Below are 13,242 nucleotides of genomic sequence, written 5' to 3' on the forward strand. Positions count from 1 at the left end.
TTGGTTATATACCTGATAATTAGGTGCTAAAGTTATAAAAAATCAATTAAAACGCTCGTTTTTGTTGGTTAATTTAAGGATTTAACCACTTATTACGTTGCAAAATCGCCCTCTCATTTTCTAGCTCCTGTAAATGCACAGTGCCGTCAGTAAAGGTAATCATCTGAAGTCCAACCCAAGCTAAGGCATGATTGAGGTGATTTTCGAGGGGCAAATTACTTAAAATACAATCATTCCAGTACCATTCTAATGATTGACCAGCCACTTCTTCTACAATCGACTGGTAATCTTCGAGCGAATATCCCACAAAAGGTATGCCAAATCGCTGCCACAATAGACGCATTACATCATCAAGCGAACGCTGGTGTTGATGAATTTTTCGAATGGTAAGGTCTAAAATCAACGCAACCAAAGCTCCTTTATGATATACAGATACTTTTCTTTTTGGTATACCTTTTTCGTAGCCATCTAGCCACAAATCCCACGAAGACTCCGTCAACGATTGTGCAGCATCACGACTATTTTCGAAATGTCGTTTCATATATACCTGTAACTCACGGCAATAGGCCGCGTCATCAAATACTCCCGACCGCCTCAAAAACAAATCCCCGTAGTAAGTGGTGACTCCTTCTGCTACAAAACAAGTACTGAAATAATTTTCTTTGGTAAAATCATAGGGCAGTAATTCTTGTGGTCGAATACGAATAATATTCCAAGCATGAAATAATTCATGAGAACTTACTCCCAACAAATCGGTATATAATCCTTCGCCTTCATCATCCGGTCCAAGCACAATCATCGTCGAATGCCGATGCTCCACCCCATGGTAGTAGGGCGTGGGTAAAATTAGATTTAAAAAGTGATATTCAGCTTCGGGAAAGCTTCCCATCATTTCGATTTGAGATTTGGTAAATTTCTCAAAATCTATTAAAATTTGATTCCAATTGGGCTTTATGTTTCCCTGCATCCATACATAAAACATCGTATCCTTCACCTGATAGGCTTGGCACTGGATGGTGGCCGAAGCCAACAAGGGACTATCTACCAACTCATAGTAATCTTTAGCAAGGAGTTGTTTACCTTGTTTTTTTAAACCACAAGCAATCCGAAAATCGTCCGCAATATCCAGCGTCAGCGTACATGGTTCGGCTAACCGCCCCTCCATATACACGCACAAATTGACGGGATTTATATACCAAAACTCAGGACTAACATAGCTACTCCCTGCATTCTGAACGTTGGCATAATAATTGTATCGTACACTGATTTCAGTTTCACCAGCAGTTTCTACACGCCAGCGATCTTTGGTGATTTTCCGAAAAGTAAGTGGGTCGTTATTTTTATTAAAAACTCCAAATTGTTGAATATTTTTGGCAAAGTGTTGGAGCTCATACCTACCTGGTCGCCAAGCCGGAAGCTGAATCTCAACTACCTCTTCAACAATATTTTCTATGTGACATTCTATTTCAATAAAGCGGCTTTCGAGAGATTGACTAAACAGGCGATATTGCATATGAAGAGCGGGGAAAACAGGTAAAACGGTAGATGGTTTCTATTACATGAATAGTAAAAATACTAAAAAGATACGACGAATAGTACCCTATTGGCTTTTTTCTAACGATTTGTTTCCTTTAAATCACAATTTAGCAGATAGCTATTCTTTATGAAAAAGATACTTTTATACTGCTTTTTAGTCGCTTTTTATAGCCTACACCTATTCGCTCAAATTCCCCAGAGTGCTGATTCGTTAGCGAGCTACCTAAAGTCAGCACCAAAAGATACCAATTATGTAAAAGCCCTCAACGATTACAGTTGGCTTTTGGTCGAGCAAGGAAAATACAATTTGGCCGATTCTCTAGCCACTCAAAGCCAACATCTTGCGATTAAACTTCACTTTAAGGCTGGAGAGTATGGCAGCCTCAATACGCTGGGCCGCTCGGCATATATCCAAGGGATGTACCCTAAAGCCCTGAAAATATACGAGAAAAACTTACAAATAGCTCAAAAGTATCAATTGCCGCTCTCTACCCTTCAAAATGCCTTGGCCAATTTTGCCATGATCAATCAGCTCTCTGGCAACAACGAAAAAGCATTGGAGTTTTCTTTAAAATCTATCAAAATTTACGAAAACAATCATCTTCCTAAACTCTCAGGCTCCCCTTATGATGTAGCAGCTTCGGTATTTGCGCTTCAAGGCAAGATTGATTTGGCCATTGAATACCTCAAAAAAACTTTAGAGATTAAGACGCGAGACCAAAATTATCGCGGAATGGCTATCTCGGCCAACCGACTCGGAAATACCATTAATCAAAAAGGAGACCCCAAAAAAGGGCTTGTTTACTTGAAACAAGCTGAGCAATACGCCGAAAAAGTGGGTTATATGCAAGTATTACCGGATATTTTAATCAATCAATCTAATGCCTATCGGGCTATCAATCAGCCAGCTGAAGATATTAAAGCTCTCAAAAAAGCTGAACAAATAAGCAAGAAAATCCATACGACTCATCAGCTGGGGGCTATTTATGGTAATATGGGGCAGTATTATCAACATCAAAAACAATTTGGGCTTTCGGAAGAATATCTACGAAAAGCGCTAAAAATTTTTGAAGACATAGGTTCTCTCGAATATCAGGGATATTTGTATCAAGCTCTTACTGAGATGTTTGTAGATAAGGGTGATTTCAAAAGTGCTTTCTTGAATCAAAAAGTAGCTAAGCAAGTCAATGATTCTCTTTTAAGTGAAAAACAGCTCGCTAACATGAATGAATTGAACGCCCGTTTTGAAAGTGAAAAAAAAGAACAACAAATCAAGCTATTACAACAAGATGCTCAAATCAAAGAGCAACAGCTCGCTCAAAATAAGTTTTGGCTAGCAGGCGGTGTACTAGTACTTCTACTGGCGAGTGCCATTACGGCTTGGCTTCTTAATCGCGCTCGGCTACAGCGCTTGCAAGAAACCCTCGCTCTTCGCAACCACATTGCCGCTGATTTTCATGACGAATTGGGGGCTACTCTGAGCAGTATTGCTATTTATAGCGAAATTGCCACGCACGAAAATGGGAGCAATTCTCAAAAAATCCAGCCCATTTTAAAAATGATTGCAGAATCATCTCGCAGTACTGTTACCGCCATGAACGACATGGTTTGGTCTATCAAACCTGACAATGACACTATGACTACCGTCGTTCAACGAATGAAAGACTTTGCCATTCCTTTACTTGAAAATCAATCCATTACCTTTGAGTTCATCACAAATCCTAGCATCGAATCGCTAATCCCCGACATGACTCAGCGTAAAAATATCTACCTTATTTTCAAAGAAGCCCTCAACAATACCGCTAAATACGCGGAAGCAACGCATGTTTCGGTACACATATCTTACCTTAACAAACAGCTTCAAATGTTGATCAGAGACAATGGAAAAGGATTTGATACCGAGACCGTCAAGCAAGGAAATGGTCTCAAAAATATGCAAAAACGGGCACAAGAAATCAAGGGACATCTGTCTATTGTATCGGCACCGTTGGCTGGAACCGAAATCAAACTTATGTGCCCTTTACCATAATTATGCTGGTAAAAAACGTATTTTCACATATATGTGCGATTGTGAAGCCCAAAATATTCTATCAATTTTGTGGTAATATTCAACCATTCACCTATGGCTATCAATGTAGCAATCGTAGAAGATAACGCAATCTTCCGCGAAGGATTACGGCATTTATTGAATTTTTCGGCGGATGTCAATTGTATAGGGGTTTATGAAGATGGTAAAAGTTTTTTCGAAAATTCCCCTCATCTCCTCCCAGACGTGATTCTGATGGATATTGACTTGCCTGGCATGAGCGGCCTCGATTGTACCGCTTACATCAAAAACCAAGCTAGCTATCGAGATACTCACATCGTCATTCTGACGGTGCTTGAAAGTGACGACAAAATCATGGATGCCATCCTAGCAGGAGCGTCGGGATATTTACTAAAAAACGCTTCTGCCGAACAAATCCTCGATGCTATTCGCCAAGTAGTAGCGGGCGGCTCTCCCATGTCTTCTTCTATTGCTAGAAAGGTATTTGGATTTATCAAAACTCATCAAAAAAAGCCAGTTGATAAAATTGACCTCAACAAACGTGAACAAGAGGTATTGGGTGGCTTAGTAGAGGGATTATCGTATCGAATGATTGGCGAAAAACATCATATCTCTACCGATACTGTCAGAACTTACATTCGTAATATTTACGAAAAGCTGCAAGTGCATTCGCGATCAGAGGCAGTAGCAAAAGCCCTTAAAAACAACTGGCTATAAAGCTTTGTCCTCTATTTTCACATCTTTTTTATGTTTTTTGCGCCAATTTCACATATCTGTGCGATTGTGGGTTTGGGTGGTTTGTAGGAATTTTGTTTCAACTATTATAAACATACCACTCATGAAACATTCTCTTATTTACGCTATCCTTATAATCGTTTTGTGTGGAATCTCTTGTCAAAAAGCAGAGTCAGTTTCACCTGATTTTAATTGTGACAAAACCACCAAAATAGCCAAACAGACCTTAGGTACGTTGGGGATCATATTCGAATATAAAAATGGCAAGCTCTCAAAAGTATACCGTGCTGACGGGGGAGGCTTGACCGAAAACTATAATTACACTTCCGACACCACTATTACCATTACGCGCAATTTTGCAGACGGTAGCATCGGCAATACCTTCAATGTGATTCTCACACCTCAAGGATATGCCAAGAAATTTTCGCTAGTTGACAGGCAATATGGCTATACCAATCAATATAGCTATGATGCCAATGGCTTTAAGACCTCGCTTGTTAGTACGTATGTAGATGCAAAACTCAACAGCAATACTGTTTTTAGTTATACCAACGGGAATTTGGTACAAGCCAAAACTTTTCAAAACAATGTACTTCAATACACCGCTGACTATACTTATTACGAAGACAAACTCAGCAAAGGGGATTTGATTTCAAATCAAAATCAGCCTGATTTGTATGGCAAATTTTCAAAAAATCTCATCAAAAGTATAAAATATACTTACGCCGACAAGAGCGCTGATTTGTACGAATATACCTATGAGTTCAATGCCAACGGTTTTGTAAAATCACTTATCGAAAAATCTACCACTACCAAAGGTATCATCACTACTCAAACCAATGCGTATGAATATACCTGTCTATAGAGTTGGGGTTTTATGAGTGATCTTTCAGAAAAAGTACCAATTTAGCAAAAGCCCTTGATCGATGACTGATTTTACTTTTTTGTTCCAAGGTCATTTCGGCAAAAGTCTGGTCATAACCTTCAGGTACAAAGATAGGGTCATAACCAAAACCGTCGGTACCCCGAGGCGTCTCGATGATGACGCCTTCTACAATTCCTTCAAAAGAATAACTTTTTCCCGAAAGCGTAAGGGTAATAACGGTTTTAAAGCGCGCTTTCCGGTTGTCCTCATTGGCTAACTCTTTTAAAACGCGTTCAATGTTACGAGCGTGGTTGCGTTCGCCGCTGTAATAAGCTGAATGAACTCCAGGAGCGCCGTTAAGTGCTTCTATTTCTAGCCCCGAATCATCGGCAAAACAGTTGACACCGTAGTGTTCCCACACATATTCGGCTTTTTGGGCAGAATTACCTTCGATAGTATCGGTGGTTTCGGGAAGTTCTTCGTTACAGCCGATTTCTTGGAGTGTTTTGAGTTCAAAATTGGTGCCCAAAAGTGCCTTGATTTCCTTTAACTTGTGGGCATTGTTGGTAGCAAAACAAAGTTGCATGACTATTTTTACTAAAAAAGCGGCTTTTGAGGCCGCTTTAATTTTTTATTTACGTTTAACTTCTATCTCAAAATAAAGCGGAGAATAAGGTGGTATGGGTACCGAAGTGCCTGTACTTGAGGAAGTACCATTGATACCATATCCCAAAGTAGAAGGAAAAATAACAATAGCTTTTTCACCATACTTTAGTTTGGCAATACCATCATTAAAGCCTTTTACTACTCCTCCCGAGGCTGTACCATTCGGGTCTACGACATTTACATCAATCGTGCCGGCATCAAACTGCTTACCATTTCTTACCAATATCCCTTTGTAAACTACACTTACGGTAGTATTAAAGGCAATTGTGGCGGAATCAGGGTAAGCCTGAGTACGCAAAAATCGCAACCCATTGTCAGTATTCCGCTCTAGCCCTTGGATTTTTTGGGCCGCTACAAAATCATCAATTTGTTCTTCTTCGGTACGTACTTTGAGGATATTGATATCATAGCGAATAGGGATGTAAAGTGGTGCCAAAAGCGACACATCACCCGTCCCGCGCAACGACCACGGAACAAAAAGTGTTACTTTATCTCCCTCTCTTACCTTCTCTTGAGGAGGTGCTAATAGTTCTTCAAAAGAAGGAACAGGATTGAACCGAAAAGCCATTGAAGTGGAATAGTCGGTGGTAGAAATATCCCTCGAATTGTATGACCGAATAAATACATCACTCTTCCCTACTTGACTACTATCAACAATCGTCCCGTCGAGTCGTCTAGCCACATAGCTATAAGTCACTTCATCGCCGACTTGCGGTTTTTGGGCCGTTAGATTAGCCGTTGTGATTGCATAATACAAACCCGTCCGTAAACTATCTGCTACAATTTGATTTGCTTCTAAATAGGCACGAATTTCGGCTTTATTTTCACGGGTTTTACGATCCTGAAAGGCTTCTTCGGTTTGTTCACAAGCTATCATCGTGACCGTTAGGCTCGCAATTACTCCTAATATTAATTTCCCCCTCATTCTTAATTGATTGAAATTATGTGTGATAGGAGAGTCACAAAGTAGCATTTTTGTGACTCCCCTTCCTTTTTATTGTTGTGTTTGTCCTTTTTTCACATCTACTAATTCCACCTCAAATACCAAAACCGAATTTGGCGGAATTACACCTGGCGAGCCCGTTTCTCCGTATGCCAAAGTTGAGGGAATAATAAAAGTACTTTTCCCGCCTTTTTTCATATTCATGATACCTTCTTCCCAGCCAGGGATTACCATACCTTGTCCAATTGGAAAATCTACTGGTTTACCTCCACTTTGTGGGTTTTTGTAAGAACTGTCAAATTCCTTTCCGTCCAATAATTTTCCAACGTAGTGAACAGATACCATATTGCCTGCTACGGGTTTTATGCCATCACCTTCTTTTACAATTACGTAATTTAACCCCGATGGCGTTTCAACTACCTTCAAAGAATTTTTAGCAACATAATCATCAATGATTTTAGCATCTTTCTTCACTTGGCCTTCCCGAGCTGCTGCTTGTGCTTTTTGGAATTCTTGTTCGTTCTGAACTTCAATCAATTTTACGGTAAACTGAATGTCCGAACCTTTGGCAATGCCAGGAGGAAGTGGCTGCATCATACGAGTGAAGAGAGAATCCGCACTTACAAAAAACGAAGCACTATCTTTTTTTGACAACATCGCCAATCCTTCCTCAAAACTTCCTTTAAAAGGAGGCGTCTGAAGCATCATCTGCATTGGGCGTCCTTCTTTGTAAGTATCACGCAAGACAGAGTCTTTGCTGTTTTTCAAAACCAAATGAAAGGTTAGGATGTCACCTACTTTAGGTTTACGACCTTCATCATTTTTGTCGTGAAATTGATATTTTAAACCTGTATCGCTAACACTCACGCGGTTGTTGCAAGCGGCAAGCAAGGCGCCTGCGACAAAGACAGAAAGAATGGTTTTAAATTTCATGAAATAGGTGCTATTGCACATTTAATTGTTACTTCTTTATTTATATTTAGTTGATTTACTGATTTATAATAAAAAACTGGTTCCTTGTTGTATCCAAACCGATTATTTTTCAACGTTTAAAAGTTCGGTTTGGTATTCAGGAAGAATGGATAAAAACCTTTCTAAGGTTTGGGGCAAAGTAAGTTGTGTACGACCTCCTGAGGCATTTTTGTGGCCTCCTCCTGCAAAGTACTTATGAGCTAAATCTCGCACGGAAAATTGATCTACTGAACGAAAAGATAATTTGATTTCATCACGGCGCTCAATCATCAACACTGACATGACGACATTTTCGATCGATAACCCCACATTTACTATCCCGTCGGTATCACCCATTTCGGAGTTAAAGCGCTTGAGCTCCTCTATCGAAAGCGACATATAGGCGGTACGATACTCTGGCAATACCACCAATTTTTCGGACAATACATATCCCAACAGCCTTGTTCTTGCGAAGGAGTTATTATCAAAAATTGACCGATGAACATGATTCACATTGAGGCCAGTTTTCATCAATTCTGCCACCACTAAGTGTACCTCAGAAGTAGTATTACCATGCCTGAAGGACCCCGTATCAGTCATAATACCAGCATACAAACACTCTGCCATAGGTTCATCTACCAAAATACCGTCTCCCAGTTGGTTTATGATATCAAAAATATACTGAGCCGTAGCTGCTTTGGAGGTATCCGAAAAAACAAAACTGGCAAAATCTTCAGGTTCTAAATGATGATCAATCAATATTTTAGTGGCCGGTGCATTCTGAGCTAAGGCGCCCAAATCTTTGATACGGTGTAAGGCATTGAAGTCAAGACAGCAAATCACATCTGCTTGCTGTAATAGTTCTTTTGAGCGAAGTTGACTAGCGGCATTAGCATCATAGGTAATCACCTCTTCAAATTGAGGCATCCACCTGAGATTTGCGGGGCATTCGTTGGGGATTATTACCGTAGCAATATGCCCCTTTTTTTGAAGGTACATTTTCCATCCCAATGAAGACCCTATCGCATCGGCATCGGGGTTTTGATGGGTCAATATCACAAAGCGCTTAGAGGCCGAATTGATAAGCTCGTAAAATGCGTTCCACTGTTGCATAGTTTGCAAAGTTAGTAACTTTCATCGAAATGTTTCGGAAAGCCAAACAGACTTCCTAATTTTGAGACGTTTTTTTGGAATCTTCTTGCGTTGTAAAGCTGTAAGTTAGCTTTTGAGTCGTGGATTTTTCTTCTTAAGAAAACGAGACAATCATTCTATAGTAAACGTATAATATATAACGGACAAATCTAAAATGAGTACAAACAGAACATTCACTATGATTAAGCCCGATGCTGTAGCAGAAGGAAACTCAGGGGCGATTTTAAAAATGATTGAAGAGGCAGGGTTCAGAATCGTGGCCATGAAAAAAACCTTGCTCACCAAAGAACGTGCTGGTGAATTTTATGCAGTCCATGCAGCTCGCCCTTTCTATAATGACCTTTGTGCTTACATGTCGTCGGGTCCCATCGTTGCTGCTATTTTAGAGAAAGAAAATGCAGTAGCAGACTTTCGTCAGTTGATAGGCGCTACCAACCCTGCCCAAGCTGCCGAAGGTACGATTCGGAAGTTGTTTGCTAAGTCGATAGAAGCCAATGCCGTACATGGCTCGGACTCAGACGAAAATGCCGCTATCGAAGGGAGTTTTTATTTCTCTCAGACAGAGCAATTCTAGTTTTTTGATTCAAAAAATATTTCAAAAAAGCCTCTTTGATATGGAGGCTTTTTTTGTTAACTTTTCGTGGAACATCAATTTTATAGTCATTTCACGGGTCAAAAAGTAGGATTCACGGAAATTTCTTGTTTGAGTAGGCATTTGTGATGTATCTTCATTCCACACATTTTATACATATCCCCATAAATAATTATGAAAAATAATGAGATGCGAATTCGCAAACTTGACTCCTCAGTATTGGTAGCCAAAGAAGAGCCTTTTTCATGTGAGGTACTTAGTAAGCTCCTTGAAAGAGAAGGGTTTGATGTAGTGGGCAGAGCAAATGAACTAGATGATCTAATCCAAAAAATCCACACAAAAAAACCTAAATGTGTTATTGTTGAAGCCAATCTTATTGGAAAGGAAACGAATCATTTATTGAAGGAACTCGCCAGTACTACTCACCCACCTAAGCTAGTCCTTTATTTTAATGCTTCAAATTCTAAGGAATTGTCAAAAGCGCTCGATGCAAACTTTAACGGTTATCTATATTCGGAAGACCGGCTCGATGAACTTTACAAATGCCTACTTTATATTCAAACGCAATCTAAATACTATAGTGATGGATTTAAAGATTTAATGAAGAAATTAGGCCTTAAAGAAATAGATAGCGATACCCAGCAAAGACTCAAATCTCTAACAAAAAGAGAGAAGCAAATCCTGTACTTAGTGACAGAAGGCCTTACAGGCTATGAGATTGCGGATTCGCTTTGTATAAGTTATCGAACATTAGCAAATCACAAACAAAACTTAATTCAAAAACTAGGTATTGATAGCAATCGCCATCTATTGAAATTTGGATTGCAGATTAAATCGTATTTAGATAGTATCTAAAAGTAGCCTATTGGAAAAGGGAAGTGTATTCTTTAGAGCCTCATTCTGTTGGCTGTGAATGCATCTCTAAAAGTATTGAAACGATTTCTAGACATGACGAGCTCACGCACTTCAGTGGGTGTTTTAATGTAAAGTATGTATTTCCCTTTTTCCCAATACAAATAACTATCTAAAAGGCTTAGATTGACGATAAAACTCCTATGGCCTCTAAAAAAATGTAGCGGGTCAAGTTCTTCTTCTAAAATCGTTAGCGATTTTGTAATCCTAAAACGCCCTTTAGGGTGCTCTACATAATACCTTTCTTCAATAGTTTCAAAGAAATAGCACTCTTCTACTTTGAGATAGAGTTCACCCGTGCTAGTTTTTGCTTCAATCAAACGTAAGTAATTTTCAGAACGAGGCGGTGCTACGAGCTCCACTTTCTCTATCTTAGGCAAAGCTTTGGAGGTAGCTATCTCAACTTTAGGCGGCGCAGGGGTGGTTTCTGTTTCAGGTTTCAAAAACGAAACGTTATTAGAGATACTTTTGAGCGAAGCATTACTCTCTAAAAAATCCTTTACTAAGGATACGTTGATCAATATATACCCTAACAAAGTGACAAAGGGTAAGTATAAAAAATAAGTTTGGAAAGTAAATCCATTAAATATGTACAAATCTAAGTACCTATTAAAAGAATAGTTAGGAAACTCTCTCAACAAGAACCTAACATGTAAAGTAATAGGGAAGAAAAGAAAGAATGCTATCAAAAAAAGCGGTAAAAACTTAGCCTCGTATTTGATAAGGGAAAAGAAGTTGGTGTTGACTTGTCTAATTCCCATGAATCGGTGAAAAATATCAATCAAAAACACCAATATATACAATGTAAACAATTCAGGAGCTACAATCCCTAAGAACAGATTTTTGAGATAATCAAAGAGCGTCTGATAAGAGCTATACACGTACCATTTTGTCTCCGGAGAGGTTGCCCATCCTATAATTTCGCAAAACAATACCACTCCCAAAAGGAAAATCAAACCATTTTGGGGGCTTCTATAAAACGAGCGTGTAAGTACCAGTGACCTCATGGCTCCTCAAATAACATAAAATTCTTAACCTCTAAACAACCTTCTTATCAGACATAGGCTGATAAAATCACTTTGCAAAGATACAAATTAGTCAATTATTACTACAAACCTTTTCAAATATAGCCATTAATGCGGATTTACTAGCATGCATAGGTGGTGTACCTTTGTATCGTTGAAAGTGTCTAAAAAACAACACGTTGCACTTTCATCGTCCTTTTGTGTGCACTCAAACTATCTCATGTTTCACTTATCAAAAATTTATAATTATCATGAAAAGCTCATTTGAAATCAAGGCAAAAAAATCTTTGGATACACTTATCCGTGATGGCAAATTCTATGCCAAAAATGAATTCAGCAAAGTACTTAACTTCGGAGATAAAGATCCATATGCATCTTGCTGGGGCATTACTATCAATTCGCAAGCTGAGAAAAATCTAGTTGTACAGTAAACATTAGCAAGTTATGAACTCTTCGGATTTTGCTAAGTATAAAAGTGCGCTTCTTGATTGTGAAGGTGCGCTTGACCGAGTAAATCTGCTTCAAGAAGAAGGTTATCTGGTGAGGTTTGCCATTTTTTCAGCAAATCTCGCCAATTTCCTCCCTGAGATTCCATTAGATGAACACGCCTCTTTATTCAAAAAATTGCTAGTAAATCTTGCTTTTGAAAGTTTTGACCGCAATGTATTGAATATTGGTGATTTATGCAGCATACAGGGAGATAAATCTGTACTTAGCACGCCGACGACACCTAAAATTTTCTGTACTTTTCATTTAGGTTCATACCGTATCATTGCCAATTTGCTCATTCGCCTTGGTTATAACTTTTCTACTATTGTACGAAAAGATGTATATACTCAACAGCTTGAATCGATGATGAGTTATACAGCTCGTATGAAAGAAAGGTATAATACCGAAAGTGATGTAAGAGTGCTTAATTCCGAAGATCCAAGTATTGTGCTCAAACTTGCCCGCGAGCTTAAAAATGGGCGATCAGTATTGGTTTATTTAGATGGTAATACTGGGTCGGGAGAAGAAAACTTTGACCAACTCAACTTTTTAAGCCAAAGAATCAACGTAAGAAAGGGGATGACCTACCTCAGTTATATATCTGGAGTGCCATTGGTACCTGTGATATCTTATCGTCAGCCCGATTATAGCAATGTAATGTATGTAGGAAAACCTATTTCGCCCGATAAGACAGTTACGAGAGAAGAATTTTCAAACACCACACTTCAGTCGTTGTTTGATTTCTTTGCCAAGTATCTTATTTCCTATCCCGAACAATGGGAAGGCTGGAATTACATACAAAATGCAATAGTCAATACCGAAAAAGTACACGCAGTACCGCCTCCGGCAGCCTACAAACGGTCTAGCTATGAATTCAACTTTAGCCGCTATAGCATTTTCGAATTGAAAGATGCCGCCGTTTTATTTGATCGTAGGTTTTATTCGACTTACGAAATATCTGATAGTCTTCGAAAATACTTGATGAAATCACCTTTTGTCAATCCTATTCGAGTACTCGGAAAACCTATCTTTCAAGAACTTGTTAGGCAAGAAATTCTCATTTAGAGCTTGTCTCTAAGCCTCTAAACGCAAAAAATCTCCTAAATGCTGGAGATTTTTTGCGTTTAGAGGCTTTTTTCACCCTTATTTCAGGAAAGTTCATAGTCATTTCACCGGGCAAAATAGTCATTTCACCGGCATTTATAGTCATTTCACCGTCCAATAGTTAGATTTCACCGGTTCACCTAAAAAAGGGCATATAACTTGTATAAAATTCATTGTACCTTCGAGCATCGATTTGGAAGTAAAAAAAACGCCCAAATCAAAATG

The 13,242-nt window shown here is 39.0% G+C and carries 13 protein-coding genes; 7 read left to right on the plus strand and 6 right to left on the minus strand.

Annotated elements, in window-relative coordinates; all coding sequences use genetic code 11:
* Positions 1-73 precede the first annotated feature (73 nt).
* Positions 74-1,513: a M61 family metallopeptidase gene (locus tag P1X15_RS23135; RefSeq protein WP_277340517.1), complete on the minus strand. Its 1,440-nt coding sequence runs from the start codon at positions 1,511-1,513 to the stop codon at positions 74-76.
* 150 nt (positions 1,514-1,663) lie between these two features.
* Between P1X15_RS23135 and P1X15_RS23140 the strand changes: the two genes are divergently transcribed.
* The 3 genes from P1X15_RS23140 to P1X15_RS23150 all read left to right on the plus strand — a co-directional run bounded on the left by P1X15_RS23140 (position 1,664) and on the right by P1X15_RS23150 (position 5,183).
* Positions 1,664-3,565, plus strand: a complete 1,902-nt coding sequence (locus tag P1X15_RS23140) for a sensor histidine kinase (protein WP_277340518.1) — start codon at positions 1,664-1,666, stop codon at positions 3,563-3,565.
* Positions 3,566-3,658: 93 nt separating this feature from the next.
* Positions 3,659-4,300, plus strand: coding sequence for a response regulator transcription factor (locus P1X15_RS23145; protein ID WP_277340519.1), 642 nt, complete (start codon positions 3,659-3,661; stop codon positions 4,298-4,300).
* A 121-nt stretch (positions 4,301-4,421) separates the two neighbouring features.
* Entirely contained in the window at positions 4,422-5,183 is a 762-nt protein-coding gene (locus P1X15_RS23150; protein WP_277340520.1) for a DUF4595 domain-containing protein, read from the plus strand.
* 10 nt (positions 5,184-5,193) lie between these two features.
* Here the strand turns inward: P1X15_RS23150 and P1X15_RS23155 are convergent, their stop codons facing one another.
* The 4 genes from P1X15_RS23155 to P1X15_RS23170 all read right to left on the minus strand — a co-directional run bounded on the left by P1X15_RS23155 (position 5,194) and on the right by P1X15_RS23170 (position 8,856).
* Positions 5,194-5,769, minus strand: a complete 576-nt coding sequence (locus P1X15_RS23155) for a non-canonical purine NTP diphosphatase (RefSeq protein WP_277340521.1) — start codon at positions 5,767-5,769, stop codon at positions 5,194-5,196.
* Between the two features lie 45 nt (positions 5,770-5,814).
* Positions 5,815-6,774, minus strand: a complete 960-nt coding sequence (locus P1X15_RS23160) for an FKBP-type peptidyl-prolyl cis-trans isomerase (protein ID WP_277340522.1) — start codon at positions 6,772-6,774, stop codon at positions 5,815-5,817.
* A gap of 69 nt (positions 6,775-6,843) precedes the next feature.
* Entirely contained in the window at positions 6,844-7,725 is an 882-nt protein-coding gene (locus P1X15_RS23165) for an FKBP-type peptidyl-prolyl cis-trans isomerase (RefSeq protein ID WP_277340523.1), read from the minus strand.
* Between the two features lie 102 nt (positions 7,726-7,827).
* Positions 7,828-8,856, minus strand: a complete 1,029-nt coding sequence (locus P1X15_RS23170) for a bifunctional oligoribonuclease/PAP phosphatase NrnA (RefSeq protein WP_277340524.1) — start codon at positions 8,854-8,856, stop codon at positions 7,828-7,830.
* Between the two features lie 193 nt (positions 8,857-9,049).
* Here P1X15_RS23170 and P1X15_RS23175 point away from each other — a divergent pair, with 193 nt between their 5' ends.
* A complete protein-coding gene (locus P1X15_RS23175) occupies positions 9,050-9,469 on the plus strand; it encodes a nucleoside-diphosphate kinase (protein ID WP_277340525.1) in 420 nt (139 codons plus the stop codon).
* A 192-nt stretch (positions 9,470-9,661) separates the two neighbouring features.
* Positions 9,662-10,342: a response regulator transcription factor gene (locus tag P1X15_RS23180; RefSeq protein WP_277340526.1), complete on the plus strand. Its 681-nt coding sequence runs from the start codon at positions 9,662-9,664 to the stop codon at positions 10,340-10,342.
* 32 nt (positions 10,343-10,374) lie between these two features.
* Here P1X15_RS23180 and P1X15_RS23185 read toward each other — a convergent pair whose 3' ends face one another.
* Complete coding sequence (locus P1X15_RS23185; protein ID WP_277340527.1) at positions 10,375-11,406, minus strand: LytTR family DNA-binding domain-containing protein; 1,032 nt, start codon at positions 11,404-11,406, stop codon at positions 10,375-10,377.
* Between the two features lie 269 nt (positions 11,407-11,675).
* On the opposite strand from P1X15_RS23185, the gene P1X15_RS23190 reads away from it, so the two are divergent.
* On the plus strand, positions 11,676-11,855 hold the full coding sequence (locus P1X15_RS23190) for a hypothetical protein (protein ID WP_277340528.1): 180 nt from the start codon (positions 11,676-11,678) through the stop codon (positions 11,853-11,855).
* 13 nt (positions 11,856-11,868) lie between these two features.
* On the plus strand, positions 11,869-12,978 hold the full coding sequence (locus tag P1X15_RS23195; protein ID WP_277340529.1) for a hypothetical protein: 1,110 nt from the start codon (positions 11,869-11,871) through the stop codon (positions 12,976-12,978).
* The last annotated feature ends 264 nt before the right edge of the window (positions 12,979-13,242 follow it).

Origin of the sequence: Runella sp. MFBS21, from assembly GCF_029433105.1 — a bacterium.
Classification (GTDB): domain Bacteria; phylum Bacteroidota; class Bacteroidia; order Cytophagales; family Spirosomataceae; genus Runella.

Excerpts from the sequence above, each read along its gene's own strand:
- P1X15_RS23195 (WP_277340529.1), top strand. The coding sequence starts at position 11,869 with ATGAACTCTTCGGATTTTGCTAAGTATAAAAGTGCGCTTCTTGATTGT.
- P1X15_RS23165 (WP_277340523.1), bottom strand. The coding sequence starts at position 7,725 with ATGAAATTTAAAACCATTCTTTCTGTCTTTGTCGCAGGCGCCTTGCTT.
- P1X15_RS23170 (WP_277340524.1), bottom strand. The coding sequence starts at position 8,856 with ATGCAACAGTGGAACGCATTTTACGAGCTTATCAATTCGGCCTCTAAG.
- P1X15_RS23140 (WP_277340518.1), top strand. The coding sequence starts at position 1,664 with ATGAAAAAGATACTTTTATACTGCTTTTTAGTCGCTTTTTATAGCCTA.
- P1X15_RS23190 (WP_277340528.1), top strand. The coding sequence starts at position 11,676 with ATGAAAAGCTCATTTGAAATCAAGGCAAAAAAATCTTTGGATACACTT.
- P1X15_RS23145 (WP_277340519.1), top strand. The coding sequence starts at position 3,659 with ATGGCTATCAATGTAGCAATCGTAGAAGATAACGCAATCTTCCGCGAA.
- P1X15_RS23175 (WP_277340525.1), top strand. The coding sequence starts at position 9,050 with ATGAGTACAAACAGAACATTCACTATGATTAAGCCCGATGCTGTAGCA.
- P1X15_RS23135 (WP_277340517.1), bottom strand. The coding sequence starts at position 1,513 with ATGCAATATCGCCTGTTTAGTCAATCTCTCGAAAGCCGCTTTATTGAA.
- P1X15_RS23150 (WP_277340520.1), top strand. The coding sequence starts at position 4,422 with ATGAAACATTCTCTTATTTACGCTATCCTTATAATCGTTTTGTGTGGA.
- P1X15_RS23160 (WP_277340522.1), bottom strand. The coding sequence starts at position 6,774 with ATGAGGGGGAAATTAATATTAGGAGTAATTGCGAGCCTAACGGTCACG.
- P1X15_RS23185 (WP_277340527.1), bottom strand. The coding sequence starts at position 11,406 with ATGAGGTCACTGGTACTTACACGCTCGTTTTATAGAAGCCCCCAAAAT.
- P1X15_RS23180 (WP_277340526.1), top strand. The coding sequence starts at position 9,662 with ATGAAAAATAATGAGATGCGAATTCGCAAACTTGACTCCTCAGTATTG.
- P1X15_RS23155 (WP_277340521.1), bottom strand. The coding sequence starts at position 5,769 with ATGCAACTTTGTTTTGCTACCAACAATGCCCACAAGTTAAAGGAAATC.